20 protein-coding genes, 1 tRNA gene and 1 pseudogene are annotated in these 21,338 nt (G+C 40.5%); 8 read left to right on the top strand and 14 right to left on the bottom strand.

The genetic code is table 11. From position 1 onward, the window contains the following. The first annotated feature begins 8 nt into the window (after positions 1 to 8). The 5 genes and pseudogenes from FA584_RS07635 to FA584_RS14885 all read left to right on the top strand — a co-directional run bounded on the left by FA584_RS07635 (position 9) and on the right by FA584_RS14885 (position 5,803). Positions 9 to 1,817 carry a menaquinone biosynthesis decarboxylase gene (locus FA584_RS07635; protein WP_167749054.1) on the top strand — a complete coding sequence of 603 codons (1,809 nt, stop codon included), beginning with the start codon at positions 9 to 11 and terminating at the stop codon, positions 1,815 to 1,817. Between the two features lie 139 nt (positions 1,818 to 1,956). Beyond that, a complete protein-coding gene (locus FA584_RS07630; protein ID WP_096046745.1) occupies positions 1,957 to 2,550 on the top strand; it encodes a hypothetical protein in 594 nt (197 codons plus the stop codon). A gap of 82 nt (positions 2,551 to 2,632) precedes the next feature. Continuing rightward, the gene (locus FA584_RS07625) at positions 2,633 to 3,283 is read left to right on the top strand and encodes a ferritin family protein (protein WP_096046744.1); all 651 of its coding nucleotides are present in this window, start codon (positions 2,633 to 2,635) and stop codon (positions 3,281 to 3,283) included. A 504-nt stretch (positions 3,284 to 3,787) separates the two neighbouring features. Next, positions 3,788 to 4,939 (top strand): annotated as a pseudogene (locus FA584_RS14890) (FIST signal transduction protein); the annotation flags it as partial. 234 nt (positions 4,940 to 5,173) lie between these two features. Beyond that, on the top strand, positions 5,174 to 5,803 hold the full coding sequence (locus tag FA584_RS14885; protein WP_369805714.1) for a methyl-accepting chemotaxis protein: 630 nt from the start codon (positions 5,174 to 5,176) through the stop codon (positions 5,801 to 5,803). Positions 5,804 to 5,858: 55 nt separating this feature from the next. Here FA584_RS14885 and FA584_RS07615 read toward each other — a convergent pair whose 3' ends face one another. Beyond that, on the bottom strand, positions 5,859 to 6,458 hold the full coding sequence (locus tag FA584_RS07615; RefSeq protein WP_087438750.1) for a pyridoxamine 5'-phosphate oxidase family protein: 600 nt from the start codon (positions 6,456 to 6,458) through the stop codon (positions 5,859 to 5,861). Between the two features lie 397 nt (positions 6,459 to 6,855). Here FA584_RS07615 and FA584_RS07610 point away from each other — a divergent pair, with 397 nt between their 5' ends. After that, entirely contained in the window at positions 6,856 to 7,068 is a 213-nt protein-coding gene (locus FA584_RS07610) for a hypothetical protein (RefSeq protein ID WP_087438748.1), read from the top strand. Positions 7,069 to 7,101: 33 nt separating this feature from the next. Here FA584_RS07610 and FA584_RS07605 read toward each other — a convergent pair whose 3' ends face one another. The 6 genes from FA584_RS07605 to FA584_RS07580 form a co-directional block, all read right to left on the bottom strand. After that, a complete protein-coding gene (locus FA584_RS07605; protein ID WP_087438747.1) occupies positions 7,102 to 7,584 on the bottom strand; it encodes an outer membrane beta-barrel protein in 483 nt (160 codons plus the stop codon). Between the two features lie 225 nt (positions 7,585 to 7,809). Then, positions 7,810 to 10,836, bottom strand: a complete 3,027-nt coding sequence (locus FA584_RS07600) for an efflux RND transporter permease subunit (RefSeq protein WP_167749052.1) — start codon at positions 10,834 to 10,836, stop codon at positions 7,810 to 7,812. 3 nt (positions 10,837 to 10,839) lie between these two features. Continuing rightward, the gene (locus FA584_RS07595; protein ID WP_167749051.1) at positions 10,840 to 11,538 is read right to left on the bottom strand and encodes an efflux RND transporter periplasmic adaptor subunit; all 699 of its coding nucleotides are present in this window, start codon (positions 11,536 to 11,538) and stop codon (positions 10,840 to 10,842) included. Continuing rightward, positions 11,535 to 12,770 (bottom strand): TolC family protein, encoded by a 1,236-nt coding sequence (locus FA584_RS07590; protein WP_167749050.1) that lies wholly within the window; start codon positions 12,768 to 12,770, stop codon positions 11,535 to 11,537. Before FA584_RS07590 ends, FA584_RS07595 begins: the two co-directional genes overlap by 4 nt. Beyond that, positions 12,767 to 13,381 (bottom strand): TetR/AcrR family transcriptional regulator, encoded by a 615-nt coding sequence (locus FA584_RS07585; protein ID WP_167749049.1) that lies wholly within the window; start codon positions 13,379 to 13,381, stop codon positions 12,767 to 12,769. Before FA584_RS07585 ends, FA584_RS07590 begins: the two co-directional genes overlap by 4 nt. 90 nt (positions 13,382 to 13,471) lie before the next feature. After that, positions 13,472 to 13,897 carry a CopD family protein gene (locus FA584_RS07580; RefSeq protein ID WP_167749048.1) on the bottom strand — a complete coding sequence of 142 codons (426 nt, stop codon included), beginning with the start codon at positions 13,895 to 13,897 and terminating at the stop codon, positions 13,472 to 13,474. A 90-nt stretch (positions 13,898 to 13,987) separates the two neighbouring features. Here FA584_RS07580 and FA584_RS07575 point away from each other — a divergent pair, with 90 nt between their 5' ends. Further along, a complete protein-coding gene (locus tag FA584_RS07575) occupies positions 13,988 to 15,007 on the top strand; it encodes an AraC family transcriptional regulator (protein ID WP_167749047.1) in 1,020 nt (339 codons plus the stop codon). A 4-nt stretch (positions 15,008 to 15,011) separates the two neighbouring features. Here FA584_RS07575 and FA584_RS07570 read toward each other — a convergent pair whose 3' ends face one another. From FA584_RS07570 to FA584_RS07545, 6 genes are all read right to left on the bottom strand, one after another. Beyond that, positions 15,012 to 15,683, bottom strand: coding sequence for a DsbA family oxidoreductase (locus FA584_RS07570; protein ID WP_167749046.1), 672 nt, complete (start codon positions 15,681 to 15,683; stop codon positions 15,012 to 15,014). Between the two features lie 153 nt (positions 15,684 to 15,836). Next, positions 15,837 to 16,313: a DinB family protein gene (locus FA584_RS07565; RefSeq protein ID WP_167749045.1), complete on the bottom strand. Its 477-nt coding sequence runs from the start codon at positions 16,311 to 16,313 to the stop codon at positions 15,837 to 15,839. A gap of 157 nt (positions 16,314 to 16,470) precedes the next feature. Then, positions 16,471 to 16,545, bottom strand: a tRNA-Gln gene (locus tag FA584_RS07560). Between the two features lie 198 nt (positions 16,546 to 16,743). Next, positions 16,744 to 18,468, bottom strand: a complete 1,725-nt coding sequence (gene poxB / locus FA584_RS07555) for a ubiquinone-dependent pyruvate dehydrogenase (RefSeq protein WP_167749044.1) — start codon at positions 18,466 to 18,468, stop codon at positions 16,744 to 16,746. Positions 18,469 to 18,650: 182 nt separating this feature from the next. Beyond that, a complete protein-coding gene (locus FA584_RS07550) occupies positions 18,651 to 18,932 on the bottom strand; it encodes a DUF3465 domain-containing protein (RefSeq protein ID WP_228447948.1) in 282 nt (93 codons plus the stop codon). A 92-nt stretch (positions 18,933 to 19,024) separates the two neighbouring features. Next, complete coding sequence (locus FA584_RS07545; protein WP_167749042.1) at positions 19,025 to 19,606, bottom strand: pseudouridine synthase; 582 nt, start codon at positions 19,604 to 19,606, stop codon at positions 19,025 to 19,027. A gap of 201 nt (positions 19,607 to 19,807) precedes the next feature. On the opposite strand from FA584_RS07545, the gene FA584_RS07540 reads away from it, so the two are divergent. After that, entirely contained in the window at positions 19,808 to 20,806 is a 999-nt protein-coding gene (locus tag FA584_RS07540; protein WP_167749041.1) for an LLM class flavin-dependent oxidoreductase, read from the top strand. Between the two features lie 67 nt (positions 20,807 to 20,873). Here FA584_RS07540 and FA584_RS07535 read toward each other — a convergent pair whose 3' ends face one another. Next, complete coding sequence (locus FA584_RS07535) at positions 20,874 to 21,284, bottom strand: hypothetical protein (protein ID WP_167749040.1); 411 nt, start codon at positions 21,282 to 21,284, stop codon at positions 20,874 to 20,876. Positions 21,285 to 21,338 lie beyond the last annotated feature (54 nt).

Here is a 21,338-nt window from a genome sequence, read left to right as displayed (position 1 = left end):
GGTGAATAATGCAGAGAATCATTGAGCTTTTACGCCAAAACGATCTTTTACGTGTTATCGATGACGAGCTTGATATTGACTTAGAAATCCCGCATTTAGCCTATATTGAGGTTAAAAAAGAGGACTCCAAAGCGCTTTTATTTACCAATCCTGTCAGTAAGAGACTTGGAAAATCATTTGATATTCCCGTTTTAATGAATGTATTTGGTTCCACCAAAGCAACCGAGCTTATTTTTGGTAAAAATCCCAATGTTGTGGCAAAGCAGATCGAAGCATTGATGCACATGAAACCGCCTACATCGTTTATGGACAAGATGGGCATGCTTGGCACACTGTTCAATCTTAAAAATGCGCTTCCAAAGCGTCTAAAAGGAAAAGGTATTTGTCAAACGAAGGTGTATGATGCGCCAAATCTGTATGATTTTCCGATTTTAACCACATGGAGTGAAGATGGCGGCCCGTTTATCACAATGGGGCAAGTCTATACACAAAGTTTGGATGGCACCAAACAAAATCTAGGCATGTACCGTTTGCAAGTGTACGATAAAAACCGTTTGGGTATGCACTGGCAAATTCACAAAGATAGTGCGCATTTTTTCCATGAGTACCAAAAAGCGGGTAAAAAAATGCCTGTGAGCGTTGGAATTGGTGGTGATCCTCTCTACATTTGGTGCGGACAAGCGCCAATGCCGATTGGGATGTTTGAACTCCTACTCTATGGTTTTATCAAAGATAAAAACGCACGCTTGGTAAAATCCTTGACCAATCCCATTTACGTGCCTGAAGATGTAGATATTGTTATCGAGGGGTGGGTTGATCCTAGCCAAATGGAGATCGAAGGACCTTTTGGCGATCATACGGGCTATTACACCCTTAAAGAGCCGTATCCCGTGATGGACGTGACGTGCATTACATGTAAAGAAAAACCAGTCTATCAAGCCACTGTTGTGGGCAAACCGCCACTTGAAGATAAATACATGGGCTGGGCGACAGAGCGTATTTTTTTACCACTGTTAAAAACGACTGCACCCGATTTGATTGATTATAATATGCCTGAAAACGGTGTGTTTCATAACTTTATTTTAGCCAAGATGAATGTACTTTACCCAGGACATGCCAAACAGTTTATGCACGCGTTTTGGGGTGTTGGGCAGATGAGCTTTGTCAAACATGCAATTTTTGTGGATGAAAATGCTCCTGAACTTCATGATTATGACAAATTGAGTGATTACATTCTCAATCGCATCAATGCCAAACGTTTACTCATCAGTGAAGGTGTGTGCGACGCGCTTGATCATGCCTCTCCCAATGCCTTATTTGGCGGAAAACTGGGGGTGGATTGTACCGGTGGTGTGATCGATGCACCTTCTAAAACCATTTTAAGTGATCGAGACCTTCTGTTTAAAGTGACAACCTTGGTTCCAGAAGTCAGTGCCCTTAAACAGTATAAAACAGAAACAAAAACACCGATTACCGTCATGACCATTGACAAAAAGAGGGCAGGTAAAGAGGTGTATGAAGCACTTAAGCCTTTAAGTGAGTATATGAAACTTTTGATCGTAGTGGATAAAGAGGGCAATAGTGTGGATAATGCCTATATGCTCATCTGGCGCGTGGTCAATAACATTGATGCGCTCCGCGATATTTTTATCGAAGAGGAGTTTATCGGCATTGATGCAACGACTAAAAATGATCTGGATGGCTACACGAGAGAGTGGCCAAAAGACACTGACTGTGACCAACGTACGATACAACACCTTATAGAGCTTGGTTTGGTTGAAAATAACCCAGCGTTTCTAAAACACTTTCATATCTAATCTTATTTTGATGTATACCATCTGTTTTTAATGTGAACAAATGGTATACATTTCTCCTTTTAATCTTCTTCAAAACCTTATATATTGAAATATTTTAAAAAATGTAATAGAATAGTTTATTCTGACTTGGGAGTAAGCGATGCAGACATCTTACAAGCCTTTAGTTGAGCGTTACGATATACCGAGACCTACATTGATCGAGTGGCAGAAGAGGGCGGAGCAAAAAGATAACTGGCGCGTCAAACATCTAGCGTATCTTCGAATGCAGTTAAGCGTTGAAAAAGAGACGTACGACGAAATCAAAAACTACGCACCCTGTGTTGAGGATCTTTTCCTTTTTAGTATCTATCTTTTCTTTCACAATACCGCAAATTTTTTACCCAAAGAGACATTTTTAAAAGGACTTAGAGAGTTTTCTCTGGAAATTCGCAGTGGTGTTGAGTACCAACATGATTTTGCAGGGCGTATTTGGTCGCTTCGCATGAGTGAAGAGTCGAGTAAAAAGATGGTCAATTATTACCGATTGTTTGATCTTCTCAAAAAATTTACCGCTGCACAGTACGCACTTTTATTTAGTGCTGTTTTAGAGTTTGTATCCGTGATGAAGCAAAAATATCAGATTGAGACAAAGAGTTTTTTAGAAGGAAAAACATGGCAGGAGCTTTACATGTACGATAAAGCGTTTGCACCTAAAGTTATCGAAGATTTTTTTACCAAAAAAGGGATTTTATAGATAATAAAAATTATTAATTACAATTAATTACAATTTAAGTAAGTGTGTATTAGAATTTCAGCACAAATATAAAGGAGTATGAATGAAACAGTATGAGACATATAAATGTAGTAAATGTGGTAACGAAGTTGAAGTTCAAAATGTAGGTGGTGGTAAACTTACCTGCTGTGGTCAAGAGATGGAATGTATTACAAAAGACCTAACAGCAGTTAATCTGATGAAAGCATTTGCGGGAGAGTCACAAGCGCGTAATAAATATGACCTATTTGCAGACATTGCATTAGAAGAGGGCTGGCATGCAGTTTCTCGTCACTTTAGAGAAGCGGCAGAAAATGAAAAATGGCATGCAAGAGCTGAATTTAAAGCCTATCACAAGCTTGTTGACGGCGCTGAAACTGAGATCACACTCAAAAATCTTGATGCTGCGATGGCGGGTGAAAACTATGAGCATACAACCATGTACCCAGGCTTTGCAAAAATAGCAGAAGATGAGGGTCATAAAGAGCTTGCACGTCTTTTTAATGCCATTGGTAAAGTCGAAGTTGAACATGAGCGTGAATACAAAGCTCTTCAAGATGCGATGAAAGAAGATGGCTTCTTTGCGGATGCTGAAGAAGAAATTTGGGTATGTGAAGTATGTGGACATATTCATAGAGGTAAAAAAGCACCCAATGCATGTCCATTGTGTAAAGTGGGTAAAGAGTACTTTAAAAGACAATCATTAGGCATCTAAGTTAAAAAAACAACGGCAGAAATATTGCTTACTTTTGTGATGCGAGAATATTTCTGCTGTTGTCCATAATAGTATAGTTATTGTTTCAAAATCTCTCAAGATTGTTTTATCTCCATGTATCAACAAAAGCTCAAAACCTCTTATATAAGGGGAGTTTTTATTTTTTAACTCCATAGAAGCTATTTTCATGCTACGAACTTAATGTAATATTTGTTACGTTAGAATTTGATAATTAACTATGAAAATTTAAGTTTTCAATAATTAATAAATAAAAGAAGTTACCATATTTTCGGCTCCCATACAAGGAGGCTTCATTCAAAGGCTTTTTAAGTACACCTTTATTTTTTGTGCGTTAGCATGAACAAAGATGCAGAAATTGGTTTTTTGTCAAGTGTTTTTTTGGCTTTACTGGTATAGCACTTTGATGAATGAATGATGCCAATTAAGCAAGTATTTAATTAATAATTAGAAATAACAAAAAATTTATTTTAAGGAAAGTATCTCATGTTAAGTTTCTTTCGCTCATCAACCGAATCATCGCATCAATCTAGCAGTTCATCGTCAAGTGGACTACCCAATCAAGCTATTTTAACTTTAACGCTTCAAGAAAAAACGATGACAACCGCTCTTGAAAAGCTTCCTTTTAATCCAAAAATTGTTTTAGGGTTTGTTTCCCCTGCTCTTGATTTTAGTGCTATCTCTTCAAAAATTAAACAGCTGCTTCCTAACGATACAACATTAATTCTTTCAACGACTGCAGGTGAATTATGCAGTTTGGATCGCTCTAATCCCCTTCCTTCCCTTTATTCTTCTGCCAATGCTGGCGAAGGCGATAATATTGTTTTGATGCTCTTTTCTCCTGATATGGTGAGCGATATTTATGTGGCTTCAATTCCGCTCAAAAGCGAAGATATGGCAACCAGTAAAAAAACAGCGGCTGAACGTTCCGCTTTGATTGCTGAAGAGGTTAAAAAAGTGCGTGTTCCTTTTAAAATGCGCTCAGATGATACCCTTGGATATACACTTATTGACGGATTGAGCGCAAGTGAGAGCTTTTTTATGGAAGCGGTCTATCATATAGGGAAATTCCCCTGTTTGCTGATAGGAGGTAGTGCTGGTGGTAAATTAGATTTTCAAAACACTTATATTTATGATGGAACTCGTACACTTCGCCATCATGCGGTTATTACGTTTATAAAGCTTGCTCCAAAATACCGTTTTGGTGTCTTTAAAAGTCAAAATTTTAGACCAACGGCCACGGTATTTACTGTTTTGGCAGCCAACCCTATCACTCGCACGGTCACAGCATTTTTGGATCGTAAAACCAATGTAAATGTCAGTGTGATAGAAGCGTTAACCAGCCATTTTCATTGCTCTGCCAGTGAACTCAACTTTAAACTTGCAAATTATACTTTTGGTATTGCCATTGATGGAGAGATTTATATTCGCTCCATTGCTTCTATTGATATTGCAAACGATACGATTCATTTTTATTGTGATATTGAAGCGGGTGAAGAGCTTGTTTTACTAGAAAAAACTGACTTTGTGCAGACAACAAGCCATGATTTTGCTGATTTTAGCCGCAATAAGCCTAAGGCAATTGGTGCAATCTTTAATGATTGTATTCTAAGACGTCTCTGTAATGCCGAGGTGCTCAATCGACTGGATACCTTTAAAGAGATTCCTGTTGTAGGTTTTTCGACCTTTGGTGAGCTCCTTGGCGTCAATATCAACCAAACATTAACCGCAATCTTTTTCTATCAGGTTGATGGAGGTAATTTTGAAGATGACTACATTGATAATTTTGTTCAAAAATACGCAGGATTTAAAAGTTATTTTTTACTACGAAAAATCAATCGCCAAACGATCATCAATAACCTTAACAAAGCAATGCTTGAGCAGATGAAACAAAGCATGCCATTACTTCGAACCATTGGTAGTACATTGCAAGATGCTGTAACGGCCATTGATGCGATAGAATCACAACTGGGGCAGGTCAAAGGTGAATTTAACCTCTTCTCCTCTAGTATGGAGCAAGGAAGCTCGGACAATGCAAGTCTTTCTATTGAGGTCGATAATCTTACGAATAATGTCCGCGATATTCGTGTTGTTTTAAGTGTTATTGCAGACATTGCAGACCAGACCAATCTTTTAGCCCTTAATGCAGCCATAGAAGCGGCACGGGCAGGAGAACATGGACGCGGTTTTGCTGTTGTCGCAGATGAAGTGCGCAAATTGGCAGAACGTACCCAAAAAAGCCTCTCAGAGACCAATGTATCGGTAAGTACGATCATTCAGGCGGTAGAGAGTATTAGCAAAACAATGGGTAATGTGAGCAGTGGGCTTTTAGCCGTTTCTTCCAAAAGCAATGCTCTCTCTTCAGATATGGAAAATTTGGCCGAGAAGAGTCAGCTCATCTCTGGTGAATTAAAGTCTCAATCCAAATTGACTGAAGAGCTCAATAATGAGCTTAGCAAACTGGGTGTTTATGAAAAAACACTCGATATTTTAAATCACTAAACGACTCCATTCTAAGGGCATTGTAAAATGCCCTCTTTCTTTACATGTAAAGCTTTTAACTTAACTGACGTATGGCATTTGCACTTAAAAGATCTAGGGGTGTGCCACGCTCTTCCAAGTGTTTTAACAAAAGTTTCTTTCGCTCAGGAGGAAGGTTTTGTCCCATTTTTAATTTACATGAAATACTCTTTGGTATAAGTTTTAAGATCATGATCTCTTCAATGCGCTTTTTGTACATAGGATTTTCAGCAGTAATGGTTTCATACCTTTTTTCAGGTTGGAGCTTTTCCATTAAAGCGTTTAGTGCACTGGCTTTGTGTTCATTACTTTCAATGATCGTGATGACTCCTTGCATGATGATGCTCGCATAAAGCTGCGATGCTGGACATGCCGAAGTTGTTTCACTAAAGTATGATGGAAGTAACGAATAGGGTTTCACAATACTCAATGAAGCATTGGGATTTTGCGCAATCAGTTCTATCTTTTTACCCTCTTTTGCTCCATGAAATGCTATACCCTCTTCCCACCAAACAAAATTAAGCGGTATTCCGTATGGAACATTATTGTCAATCAGTGAGAGGGTTCCGTATTCACATTCACTCAGTAAAGTATGAATTATCTCTTTATCGGTGATTTCAAATTCATTTCGTCGCATGGCTTTTTTCCTCAATCAGTCGGGTGTATTTTTCTTGTAGTTCGATGTATTTGCTCAAAAGTTTATGAAATTCGACCTCATAGTCTATTGTTTCATTTTTGTCTGGCTTAGTTGTTGCCTCATTTTGAATGGTAGTGTTACTAAGGTACTCATTTTATGCTTGATAGCGTATTGTTGGGCGGTTATGAGGTTTTGCTCTACCATATTTTTCCTTTTACATGTAAAAACATTACGCGCTATTTTAATCAATTAGTCTGAAAGAAAAGCAAATTATCTTTACATGTAAAGATTTTTACATGGGTTGAAGCAAGGATAAAGTATAATAACTCTACATATCGTTACAAAACTCTCAACGATTTTTCTCCAATGACATTTAATATCGCAAGAAGGACATAACATGGGCGGATTACTTAACAATAGCGTTAAAATGGAAAAAGGTTATAAACTAGCAGCACTTTCAACACAGCAAAAACATACGGTTCCCTATATTGGAAAACAAACAAATGTGGGTGAGGTGAACTCTGATAAAGCAAAAATGAGTGATGCTCGTAAAGCGCAAGCCAAAGCTAAAGCCAAACAAGCTAAAAAAGATCGAAAAAGAAATAAGTAACAATGTGCAGGGATTGTTTCCCTGCAAAGTATTTTAGAACGCGTATTTGAGATTAAGCCCTAATGTTTTGTAGTCATAATCAGGAATATTGCTTGCATTCATGTTATAGCTTTTATACTCCACTGCCGCAGAAATAGCCCTTGTAATAGGATAATCAACCCCTAACCCGTAACCTAAACCATAGCCAGCGTTACCATCAACAGACTGAAGTTTTGCACCAACGATACCATAAGCGTTCAGTTTTTCCCAGACATTGTAACCGAGTTTAAAATCTGTACCAGCGCCATACATTGAGCCATCACTTAGATTGGCATATTCGCCATTAAAAGCAACACCAAAAAGCACTTTATTGTCTAATGTTTTTGTAATGCCATAACCGATATCGTAAGCAGCCTTGTGCTCTCCATCGATACTTGCATGGGAGATGCCACCATGAACATCTTCAACATAATCTCTTGCGTAAGCATTCATTCCAAGCACTGCTGCTACTGAAATGAGACATACCATTTTTTTCATCACACGTGTCCTTAAAGCATTTACCTATCCGAAAAACGGACTTTAACGTGAAAGCATCAAGCGTCATCACGTTTTGAAGAGCGGTGCTCTTATATCAGCTCCATAGAGGAGAACCTTAATCCGAGTAACTAAAAAGCAAATAGTGTGCCGATTTTGAGAAATGTGTGGAGCGTTGAAGGAAATAAAAAGGCTGTATGGGTATTACAGCCTTTTTACATGTAAAGATTAAATTGTACCTTTTTCATACCATTTACGGAGCCATCGATCCATGGGGTACATAAATTTATAAATGGCAGGAACAACCAGCAACGTTAAAACAGTCGAGCTTAAAAGTCCGCCAATGATCGCAAGTGCCATTGGAGCATTCGCTTCGTGCCCTGCTCCACTGCCAAAGGCAAGAGGCATCATTGCGCCTATCATCGCAAAGGTGGTCATTAAGATAGGTCTTAAACGCTTCTCACCTGCTTCAAGGAGTGCAGCATCAATTTCTTTGCCCTCTTTGACTGCACGGTTGGCAAAGTCAACGACCAAAATGGCGTTCTTTCCAACCATTCCTAAGAGCAAGATAATACCGATCATAACAAACAGACTGAACGTATACCCGCTTAAATAAAGCGCCACCATGATACCCGTTAGCGAAAGCGGCATCGAAATCATGATGATAAAAGGCTGAATCAGTGACTCATAAAGCGCGGCCAAAATCAAGTAGATCAAAATAACCGCCAAAAGAACCGCTGCACCAAAGGCTTTGGCGGTGTCGTTCATATTTTCAACGTCACCTGTAAAACGGTAATGATACCCTTCTGGTAAAATTTCTTTCATTTTGTCATTGACTTGGACGACCACTTTATCAAGGGATGTGCCAACGATGTTAGCCGTCACTAAGATTTTTCGCTCACGATCAAAACGGTTGATGGACGCTGTTCCTAAATTGTTTTCAAAAGCAATCAAACCTTCCAGTGCGACAAAATCGCCATTGGCATTTCGGACTTGCAGTTTTTTCATATCTTCCAAAGAGGCTCTAAAATCATCTCTATAACGAATCGTAATGTCAAATTGCTTACCATTGTCTTCGTAGTAGGAGATAGCACTATCACTGGAGTACGCAGAGCCTAAAACGGCGGCGATCTCTTTAACACTCACCCCTACTCTTTGCGCATTTTCACGAAGAATGGTGATTTTCATCTCAGGTTTACCACTCTCATAGTCTCTATCCACATCCACAAGACCAGGCGTTGCTTTTAAGAACTCCATGAGTTTCATAGACGTTTGATCTAAAGTATCAAATTGATCCCCCGTGATAACCACTTGCAAAGGTGCTGTTGTATCACCCGTGTCAAAATCATCCACTTTTTCAACAGAAACAGTCAACCCTTCCATCCCTTTTATCTTTTCACGGTACTGTTGAATCAAGGTAAGTTGGGAAACCGTTCGCTCTTTGACGGGTTTTAACTTAACGTAAATACGTGCTTTATGAAGACTTTTGGCAGAATCATAGCCGATTGAAATGATGGAATAAGTAATCGATGGATCACCCTTAAGCATCTCATCCACGGGGATGACCTTTTGTTTCATGGTTTCAAGATTGATGCCCACAGGTCCTTTGATGGTGACTTGAAATTCACTGTTGTCTTGCATCGGAAGGAAATCCATACCAACTTTAAGGGTCAACGAGGCAAACAAAAGGGCAAAAGTCACCAAGACCGTGATGGTTTTAAAGCGAATCAGCGGCTTTAAAATGCTCACATACGCTCTATCAACCGCTTTTAAAATGGGCTCGGTTGCGTAGTAGAACTTACTCTCTTTGGCACTGAGAAGACGCGCTCCAATGGATGGAACAAACATAACCGCCACAAGGTACGAAATGACAATACCTGAAGCTACTGTCATCGCAAAGGAGTTAAAGAACATACCTACGATACCGTCCATGAAGGCAACGGGAACAAAGACGGCTAAGAGAACCGAAGAGATCGCCAAAATGGAGAATGCCACTTCTTTAATTCCTTCAAATGAGGCTTTAAAGGGTCTCATGCCCTCTTCCATCTTTTTCATAATATTTTCGATAACCACAATCGCGTCATCGATGAAAATACCAATAGCAAGGGTCAGACCAATGAGTGTGAGGCGGTTAAGGTCGTACCCAAGCGCATTCATTATCGCAAACGTACCAATAACCGACGTTGGAATAGCTAGCGCTGAGACAATCGTCGCGGTGACATTGCGTAAAAAGGCAAACACGATGATGATGGATAAAAACGCACCAAAAATCAGGTCAAAGCGGACATTGTCGATGTTGACCATGATTTTTTCAGACTGGTCTTGCAAGATTTTGATTTCGTTGTTTTTACCGGCAAGGAGTTGCATGTCTGGCATGACTTTTTTAACCCCTTGAATGATGTTCAAAACATTCTCACCCGCAATTTTTTTCACTTCAAGCGTGACGCCTCTTTGTCCGTTGTAGGATGAAAAGCTTTTAGGATCACTCAGCCCATCAACCACCGTTGCCACATCTTTAAGGCGCACACCCGGTTTGATTAAAAGATCTTCAACCTCTTGAATGTTCGCCGCATCTCCTTCGGCTTTGATGATGATCTCTTGGTTTTGATTGATCATCTTTCCCGCACCCTGTTTGATGTTTTGCTTGGAGATGATACCACTGAGATCAGAAGCGCTTAGGTTGTACTTATTGAGCAAAAAGGGATCAAGAAAGATGCGAATTTCACGGTCTTGGTACCCGATGATGTTAACTTCGCCCACTCCTTTTACCCTTTGGAGTTTTGGTTTGAGCTTTTCATCGGCAAGGCGCATCAACGCAATGTCGTTTTGACCGTCACTGGCGACAAACAGCTTGATGACACCACCTGAAGCTCCAAGCTTTTTCACCACGGGTTTATCGACTTCGGTTGGTAGGTTTAGGGCGCCGATTTTATCGCGGACGTCATTGGTCGCGACATCGATATTTTTCGTCAGTTTGAACTGAATCACCACAGAACTCATGCCCTCATAACTGGTTGACATCAGTTTGTCGATGCCATCAACCCCCGAAACAGCTTCTTCAATCTTATCGGTGACTTTGGTCTCGACGGTGGAAGGATCAGCGCCATTGTAGTTTGTTTGAATCGTCACGACGGGAAAGTCAATGTTTGGGTAGAGGTTGATCGGCATGGTGTTATAGGACATCAAACCAAAGACGATAAACGTTAAAACGCCCATAAGGGTGGTGATGGGACGGTTAATGGCTAATTTATACATGGTTTATTCCACACTGATCGTGCCATTGCCAAAAAGGCCCGGCATGAGATCGACGGCTTTGACTTCGGCTTGCATTTCACGGGTACTGGAAAGAATGGTCGGATAGATTTTACTGATCACCCCTTCGTACTTTTTATCGCTACCATCGACTTTATAGGTAAATTTTTGCCCTACTTTCACTTTGCTCCAGTATTTTTCATCCATTTTGAGCACCAGTTTGACATCATGGGTACTTTCAACCGTTAGGAGTTTGGTTTGTGAACCTAGAACAATGTTGCCAAGTTCCGTACTTTTCTTGCTCACAACCAAATCATAGGGTGCGCGAAGTTCTGTTTTTTTAAAGATAATCTCTCTGTTTTGAGCGTTTAAGAGTTGAATGTCTCTATCGTAGAGGTAGTTTTCCATCTTCTCTTTGTCGATGACATCGGATATTTTGGCGTAACGCTCATAGGTTTTTACCGAATGTTCAGCATTTTTACGCGCAATTTCGTACTCATTTTTTTCTTGCGCATTGCTGAGTGCAAGGAGTAAATCGCCTTTTTTGACACGGTCGCCAACGTTTACATGTAAAGATCCAACAACGCCTGAAATGGAAAGTCCCAGTTCGGAGCTTTTTTCGCTGACAACGTCAAACGTGGCGTAAACTTCCCCTGCGATGAGGGCTTGAAACATCAATAAGGTCGTGATTAAAAATTTTTTCATTGGATGGCTCCTTTTATCTCTTTACCCATTTCGTAGAGTAGGACGGCTTTTTGGTATTCCACTTCATTCAAGGCTGTTTGAAGCTGTGAGCGGGCATTAAATTTATCGCTAAGGGCGTCAAGATAGGTGACATTGTTGACGATGCCTTGTTGAAATTTCTTTTTGACGTATTCATACGTTGTCTCAGACGCGCTAAGCCTTGCTTTGGCGGCTTCTATCTTTGCGAGTGCTGTTTTATAACTGTTTTGAGCGCTTTTAAAACTTGCTTTGGCTTTGTCTTTTTCGTACGTCAGTTCGCTGTTTTTAGCAAGATACATTTTTTGTGCCGCTTGGTAGCTGGCTGAGGTTGAACCAAAGTCAAAAATTTTCCACTGCATCGTCAGTTGAACGGTGTTTTGGTTGTTCATCGTTGATTCAGGCGCGGCATTCGAAAAGTCGTATTTAAAACGTGAGTAGTTATCTTCGATCTTAATCGTTGGAAGATACGGTGCTTTGGCCATTTCGGCTTCCGCACGTGCACTTTGAACACTCTCTTCCAGCGCTAAGATGTCAAAACGTTTTGTGTCATTTGCTTTTTCTTCTTGAAATAGAACCGAAGAGCCAGACTCGACACTGACCTCTTGTCCTGTGAGGTATTCAAGGGTGTTGGAGATGTTGTTGAGGGTATTCTCTAAAGTTAAAAGATCGACCTTGGTTTGCTCGATGGTTGAGATGATTTTTTGGAGTTCATCTGCGGTTGCTGAGCCTACGGAGAGGTACTTTTCAAGTCGGTAACGTTCCGCTTCTAACTGTTCCATCTTTTGCAGGGTTGATTCTTTGCTGGCCAGTGTGCTGATGTAGTTGTAATAGTAGTAGATGACGTTAAGCGAAACATTGTTTTGAACAGAAGCAAGTGAGAATGTTGCCGCTTTGACAAGGGCTTGTTGTTGGTCAAACAGCGCTTCTCGTTTTCCACCATCGTAGAGTGTCAAGGAAAGCGTTGCCGAACCGGTACGGCTCTTCTCAGGTGCCATCATTAACATCGACTCATTTTTATTGAACGACTGATTGCCGGAAAGACTTAAGGTTGGCATATAGCCACTTTTGGTTGCGTACTCTTGTTCTTTCGCCGCCTCTAAGCTGTAGCGTGACGCTTCCACGTGTTTGTTTTGTTCGGCAAGATTTAAGAGTTGTGGTAAGTTTCCTGCGAAAGCAAACAGTGGAAAGAGGCATAAAAGGCTTAACTTTTTCATGATGCTTTCCTCATATATTGATCCAGTAAAAAGATGATGTATTGGGTTAGGCGTGATTGGGTTTGTTCAAAATTGAGATTGTTCATTTTGGATTGAATGATGACACCTTCCATAAAAACAATAATCGTGTTGGTGAGTTTGTCGACATCGTGTACTTCAAGTTCACCTTTTGCAATGCCTTGTTCAATAGATGCCGTGATAATGTCATAATCTCTTTGGGAAATCATTGCAAAATAAGAGGTATAAAGCCCTGTTTTGTCGATGAGCATTGTGCTAAGGAAGTTCTGATAAAGGGTGAGAAGCTCTTCTTTATCGTGATCTTCTTGGCATTCACTAAAATTGAAAAGCTCCAAGATTTTCTCTTTGGCACTCATCGTTTCTGTAATGCGTGCTTGAAATGCCTCATGGTGACGCGCGGCTAACATGTCCCAAATGGCAAAAATAATCTCCTCTTTATTTTTAAAATAGAGATAGATCGTCCCTTTTGCAACCCCTGCACTCTTAGCGATCTCATCCATGCTGGTCTGCGCAATACCTTTATTGGCAAACAATTTGATAGATGCACCTGCAATGTCACACCGTTTTTCTTCTTTATCGATAATTCGAGCCATTTCGCACCTTTTTAAATGACTGACGGTCATTCATTTTGTGAAATAGTACATTTTTAGGCTCAGATTGTCAATAGACTTTCAAGCCAAAAGTTAAAATGGCTTGATAATCGTAAGAAGAATAATGATAGAAGTCGTGATCTCAGGAATCACGCGAAAGAGTCTGAAAAATCGTAGGTTTTGAGAAACACCCTCGCTCGCAAATTGGCGTATAAATTTTTTACATGTAAAGTGATACACCACCATCAGTACGACAAGAAACAACTTTACATGTAACCACCCTCCACTTTTTAGCAGATAAGGATTGAGGTAAAGCAAGATAAGCCCAAATTTGATCGAAAAGAGCATAGCCACCGTTCCTGCTTTATAAAGACTGCTCTCTTGCAGTGCAATAGTCGCTTGTGCATGCTGTGGTGTAGCGATATGATATACAAAGAGTTTGGGCAGGTAAACGAGCATGATCATCCATGTGGCAATGGAGAGAATATGAAAGGCAAGTACGACACTGTAGGTATTCATGATGTGGCTCCTCAATGAGTCTTAATAAGCGCTAGTATATAATTCAAACACGATTTTTTTATGACATTTTACGACTCAAGGTATGACATTTTGCGACTTACTCCTTCAAAAGAAGCACCCGCCGAAGCCTTTTTATTTATTCTCTCTTATTTAGAAAAAAACCATCGGTTTGATGCCCAACCCTTTATGGCAAAACGGGACATCAGCATGGAGAAGGTTCTGCAAAAAGGGGCAAAAATCCCCGCGCATTATATCAGCGAGCTCATTGATGAAGCCATTGCGCTTTTGGGTGATACAGCGCTTTTATTCAAATTTGCAGCATCTGTGACACCGAACAATCTAGGGGTTTTGGGCTACTTGATGTTGCATTCCAGCACGGTAGAAGATGCCATCATCAAGCTGTGTCGGTATTATCTTTTAATAGGCAAGACACTGAAGCCCATCTTTGATGCAACCGAGTGCAAACTCACCCTGCTCATTCACAAAGATGGCGAAGTTGAGCACCTTGAAAAGTACAGCGCCGAGATTCACTTAAGTGCGCTTCTGCATCTCATCAACAAAATCATTCCCCAATCCATCTTCCCCAAACGCACAACGTTTAGGCACGCCAAACCTTTACATGTAAACGCGTACAAAGATGTTTTTGGAGAGCATATCTACTTCGATGAGGTTGAAAACGCCCTCTTCTTCGACAAAACGCAACTGGCAATGCAAACAAGCTATGACAATCCGTATCTGCTTAGTGTCTTTGAAAAAGAGGCAGAACAAAGCTTGGGCATGAGTGTTCATGGAAGCCTTAAAGAACAGGTTTTAGGCTGTATACTCATTGCTACGGGTGAGTTAGATGTTTCCTTGGAAAGTGTGGCTCACAAAGTGGGCATGCACCCACGAACCCTTCAAAAAAAGCTCAAAGAAGAAGGGGTAAGTTTTGTGACACTCTTGGGTGAAGTACGCCAAAAATTAGCAACGCATTATCTGCAAAAAGGTCTGACGACTCCCACGATTGCTTCCTACCTAGGCTACGTCGAACCAAGTCCCTTTTTACGGGCATTTAAGAAGTGGTATGGCGTGAGTCCAAAGGTGTGGTTGGGTTTACATGTAAAGAGTTAAACGTTTACATGTAACTCTTTTTAAGCCTCTTTTCCAGTAATTCTGTTAAAACTTTTTGATACGTTTCAATAGGATAGGCGCCGTTCATGATCAGTTCGTTATTGAAGATCATTGTGGGAACTGCAGATATGTTTTGTTTATGCCAATACTCTTCTGCCTCTTGCACTTTCATTCTCGCACTTTCATCATCCAGTTTTGCCAAAAAGAGATCTTTGTCTAATCCAATGCTTTGTACAAGCTCTCCTAACGTATGGCGGTTTGATATATCTTTTTTCTCTGTAAAATGAGCGCTAAAGAGTCGCATTTTAAGTTCCGTTTGCTTTCCAAATTCTTTTGCAACATCGAGCAAGATGTGAGCATTGCGCGTATTGACCGTCTTCATTCCATCATAGTAATTAAACGTAAACCCTAGTTCCGCTCCATTTTTTGTGATAGTTGCTTGAGTAGATTTCACTTGTTCTACGCTCATCGTGTATTTATGCGCCAAATAGGAAACGGCATCTTCGCCATCAAGCGACATCGTTGGATTGAGCTCAAAGGGATTCCACACAAGTTCAAACTTATCTTCCACACCGAGTTCTTTCATGGCGTGCTCTAAACGTTTATAACCGATGATACACCAAGGACAAACGACGTCAGAGATGATGTCAATTCTGATTTTATTGGAGAGTGTCATGTTAAACTCCTAAAGTACGGTACGATTTTCTCTGCTTATTCTATACGAATTATCGCAACAAAAAATTAATCGTTCAATAGAATGACTCCACATTTAAAATCCTGAACCATTTTGTTCATGAAATAATCAGATAAGAAGAAGCTGCTTTATTATCTATTGAGCAATAAGGTCGACGATCTCATCATAATGGAGTTTAAAATGGCGAGGATAATCAACAATCATCTCTTCTAATGTAATGTGCTCATTTAAAGCGCTTATCCATTGATGTTGCAATTTTGAGCGGTCAACATTTTGGATGACATGTGCGACATGCATGGTTGTGTATTTGAGTAAATGAATTAAATCATCCCACTCGTAGTTGTTGTAGTTTTGAATTTTTATCCAGATGTCATTTACGCCAAGATTGGCATAATCGGGGAAGATTAAGGGGCTTTTTTGATACTGCAAATGGATGATTCTGTGGGTGTTGTTGGATGCTGAATCGCACAGGTGACCTACAATTTGTCTGATGGTTCTATTTTGCGAATTTGTTTTTGTTGCTACCTTGTTCATATCTACATTTTTTAAGATAATGTCTAATTCCCCAAGTAGTTTTCGTATGTCCTTACTGACATTTTCTAACAGTTCCATTGTGCCCTCCTTCACTGATTATAGTTGTGTCTGTTATTATATAGTACGCAGTCTGAATTTGCATAAAGAGAATCAGGGCTAAACTTTTGATTTTAGCAAGCGGAGAATGGCTTTACATGTAAAAGGTTTTGAGTGATTTTATTTTAGAGTAAAGAGATGGATGGGGTGAAGGGATTCGAACCCCTGAATGCTGGTACCAGAAACCAGAGCCTTACCGCTTGGCGACACCCCAAGATAATGTTAAGTTATAGAGTGAGCAATGAGTTATCTAAAAACTTTTCGAGCGAAATTTTATCTTTACTTAGATTAATGCAAATTGAAAGTGTTCGATGAGCATTATCACTAAAAACATGTCAATACTTTTGAACAAAAATTAAAAAACGGTGGTGAGCTCCTTTGGATAAAAAGAGCCTGCCACCTTGTACCCTTTTTAGCGTATTAAATTCTCTCTTGCCACTTCGACCAATTCATCGCCTTTGCCGTTAATGATGGCTCTTAACATGTAAATGCTGAACCCTTTTGCATTTTCAAAAGAGATTTTGGGTGGCATGGTTAGCTCTTGTTTGGCGGTGGTGACATCTAACAGTGCCGCTCCATCAAAGGCAAGGAACTCGATGACACTTTTTTCTAACTCCTCAGGTTTTTCAACCCTGAAACTTTTGATGCCAACGGCTTTGGCAATGGCTGAAAAGTCGGGGTTGGTTAATTCGGTATTGTCTGACAAATAGCCGCCCGCTTTCATCTCGATGGCGACAAAGCCTAAGGAGCTATTGTTATAAATCACGATTTTGGCTTTGATGGTGTGCTGAACCAGTGTGAGCAGATCGCCCATGAGCATTGCAAAACCGCCATCACCACATAGAGCAATGACTTCTTTATCAGGAGCACTTACTTTTGCGCCGATGGCTTGTGGAAGGGCACTGGCCATCGAACCGTGATTAAACGAGCCGATGAGTTTTCGCTTTCCATTCATGTTCACATAGCGCGCCGCCCAGACGGTGGGTGTGCCCACATCGCACGTAAAGATCGCGTCCTCGCTGGCGTATTTATCGATCAATTTGGTTAAGTATTGTGGGTGAATCAAGCCCTCTTTGCTGGTGCCACTGGCGAGTTTGTCAAAGGTCTCGACCGTTGATTGGTAGTGTTTGAGGGCACTTTTTAAGAAGGTATCGTTCTCTTTTTGTTTGATCTTAGGCGTTAAGAGTTCTAGACTGGATTTGACATCGCCCACGATGCCTAAACTGATTTGGGTGTGTCTTCCGAGCGCTTCAGGTTTGATGTCGATTTGCACGATTTTAGCCTTTTGAGGGTAAAACGCTTTGTACGGAAACGCTGAGCCTAAGATGAGCAAGACATCGGAGTTTTCCATTGCGTAGTAACCCGATTCATAGCCGATGAGCCCTGTCATGCCAACACTGTTTGGGTTGTTTCCCTCCATCGACTCTTTGCCTCCAAGCGCATGAACAACGGGCGCATGAAGGAGTTTTGCAAGTTCAACCACGTCATCGTGCGCATTACTGCACCCTGCTCCACACAGAAACGTTATGTTTTTGTTTTCATTTAAAATTTTCGCAAGCAGATCAATGTCATCCATGCATGGCAATACCTTGGGTAAATGCGGTTCGCTCCACAGATACTTAGCATCTTTGGGCATCGGTTTGAGTAAAAGATCGCCCGGTATAACGATGACGCTCACCCCTTTTTTCAAGATGGCTTGTCTGATGGCAGTCTCTAAAATATGCGGCATCTGATCAGGATTGGTGACCAACTCACAATAAACACTGCACTCTTTAAATAAATTTTCGGGATGTGTCTCTTGAAAATAATTACTCCCAATTTCACTCGAAGGAATGTGCGAAGCAATCGCCAAAACAGGAACCCCTTTTCGGTGGCAATCAAACAGACCGTTAATCAGATGCAGATTTCCAGGTCCCGATGAACCTGCGCAAACGGCAAGTTTTCCACTGATTTTTGCGTCAGCCCCTGCTGCAAACGCCGCCGTTTCTTCATGGCGTGTTCCAACCCACTCAATTTTTCCTAATTTTTGCAAACTATCACTTAATCCATTGAGCGAATCACCTGTAATTCCCCATATGCGTTTGATGCCTACCTCGGCTAAAAGCTTCGCAAAGTACATCGCAATGTTGTCATTCATGAAAAATCCTTTCTATCTTTTGACATAGCTGTATTTTAATCCTTTTATGCTGTATTAAAATAAAATATTGAGTGTGATTTTGGAAAATAAGGGTGGGTGGAGAAAGCTATTTTTATCTTTACATGTAAAGATTTTTGAGTCGTTCAATCTTTACATGTAAAACGTTAAGCGTTTAGTTTTGACTACTCATATTTGTGTCCGTTGTATTCTATCCAACCATTCACATGACGATTGTGTGGATCGTGATGTGTCCAATGCACTACGCCACCTTTGGCATTACTTTCATATTCGCCACAAAATTTTATAAAACTACCTTCGGTAAGCGAAGATACTTTCGGCGCTATATCAATATTGTGAGCAACGAGTAGCGTTTTTCCTGATGACAATTTGACGATAAACCGTTGATGACGATTCCCTGTCATGTCATCGCTTAAGAGTTTCGTTACATTTCCCGAGTCGCACATGGGTGAGCCAGCAAATATCTCGAGGCTTATCAGCAGTAGCAATACTATTTTTTTCATTTTAAACTTCCATTGTATTTTAATTCTAAAAAAGGTTACATGTAAAGGTTTGTAATAAGCATTTTTTCCTCTTCAACGGAGAGAAAACGCCACTCAGCGCTTTTGATGTCGAGGTTGAAACTCCCAATGCTGACACGTTTTAGCTCTAAAACTTTTAAAGGTGTGCCAAATTTTGAATCTTTCAGCGCTCCAAAAAGCCTTCGGATATGCCTATTTTTCCCCTCGTCAATTTTGACCCTAAGTTTTGTTTTAGCGCCACCAGTGCCCACTTTTTCGACTTCGAGCGCTTTGAGCAGTCCATGTGGGCTTTGTACCCCTTTTAACGCCTCTGCGATATGCTCGTCGCTCACATGACCTCTGACCCAAATCTCATAGACCTTGATGCAGTTTTGAGGTGTGGTCAATGCATGGTTGATTTTGTTGTTGGTCGTAAAGAGTAAAAGCCCCTTCGATTCCAGATCAAGCCGTCCGATGGGCATCCAACCCTCGCTAAACGCCCACTCAGGCAAAAGATCATAAACGGTTTTGCGCCCAAGATCATCCGAGCATGTAACCAGATACCCTTTAGGTTTATTGAGGGCAAACAGTTCTTTTGAATCGTTTGGTGTTTTATTCATGAAGAGGATTCCTTCGTGTTTTCGATCATTTTTAACTAAACATTATATAAACAATAGCCTGAAATAGCCATCTAAAGTTGCCCTCCTCTAAGATCGAAATAGCTGAAATTTTCAACGTTAGATTTTTAGGTAATGTTATTATAATTTTATTTGACTATAGTGAGAGAAATGTTTATACACGCTGCTTAAATGGAGAAAAACATGAATAGTCCAAAAATACCACTATCGGTTTTAGATTTAATTCCCGTAGGCGAAGGCTTCACCATAGCGCAAGCCATAGAAAACAGCACAAAACTAGCCCAAGAGGTTGAAGCGTTTGGTTATACGCGTTATTGGGTAGCAGAACATCACAATTTTAGCGGAATTGCCAGTGCCGCAACATCGGTTATTTTAAGTTATATTGGCTCACAAACGCACACGATTAGAATAGGTTCAGGGGGAATTATGCTCCCCAACCATGCACCACTCGTCATCGCTGAGCAATTTGGAACCTTAGAGTCTTTGTATCCTAAAAGAATTGATTTGGGTTTAGGAAGAGCTCCGGGAACGGATAGGCAAACCATGCTAGCCCTCAGACGAGACACCACTAATGACGGCTCAGACTTTCCTAGTATGCTGGAACAGTTGCAATACTTTTTATCCAATCGTGCGGGTACTAAAGGCATCAAAGCCGTTCCGGGCTATGGACTCGACATTCCCATCTGGTTGCTTGGCTCAAGTACGTTTAGCGCGCAATTAGCGGCAGAAAAAGGACTTCCATTTGCGTTTGCCTCCCACTTTGCGCCCGATGACATGGAAGATGCCATAAGACTCTATCGTGCCAATTTTAAGCCCTCCTCAGCGTTACAAGAGCCGTATATCATCATCTGCATCAATGTCATCTGTGCCGAAACAACAGAGCAAGCCCAATACCTAGCGACCAGCGAACTTCAAAAGTTCTTGCATCTCCAACGTGGCGATAATGCTCCATTAAGTAAACCCACACACGATATGAGTCATTTATGGCAACCGTGGGAAGAAAAGAGCATACGCCATAAAACCAGAGAGTCCATCTGGGGAACGCCCGACTTTGTCAAAGAAAGACTAGAAAGCCTTATATCGCGAACGGGTGCGAATGAAGTGATGATAAACTCCATGATACACAACCCAGAGGATAGGATAAAATCGTATGAGTTGATTTCGGGGGTTTGGTTTGAGTGATAAGAGGCTACTTTTTATATTTGCACTGCATCAAAGCATCAAAAGTAGCCTTCTCTTTTATCCTTCTTTAGAGTAACTGGTAACTTAGTTTATCAACATATCGTTTCCAAATTTCTTTTCTCTTTTCCCAGTCTTGAATTGAGCCTTTTGACATATAACCTATCTGTTTTGCATCTTTCGCATCTAGTTCTAAATCAATAGCTTCGATATTATTATCTGATAAAAAGTCATTCATTCGAATAAAGCCTCTCCCTCCTTCGCCACTCATACCATCATTAGTACCCCACTCATGTATCAATGCTGTATATTTTCCAATAGTGCATTTATTCTTGAATAGCGCAATAAAAGAGTAATTTTTATCTCCATCATGAACTCTCGCAATAGAAATAAACTCTTTGGGATTTTCAGTTATCTCTTTGATAAGATTGTCGATCCATCTTGTTATTCCTTGCTCTCCATATTTTAAGATTTCTATCATATCGCTTCCTTATAAAGGTATTATGTGAACTGAGTATAACACAGTTAGGTTAAA

This window comes from Sulfurospirillum diekertiae, assembly GCF_011769985.2.
Lineage (GTDB): Bacteria > Campylobacterota > Campylobacteria > Campylobacterales > Sulfurospirillaceae > Sulfurospirillum > Sulfurospirillum diekertiae.
The sequence above is the reverse complement of the archived record's forward strand: the minus strand, read 5'-3'. Positions and strand labels throughout refer to the sequence as shown.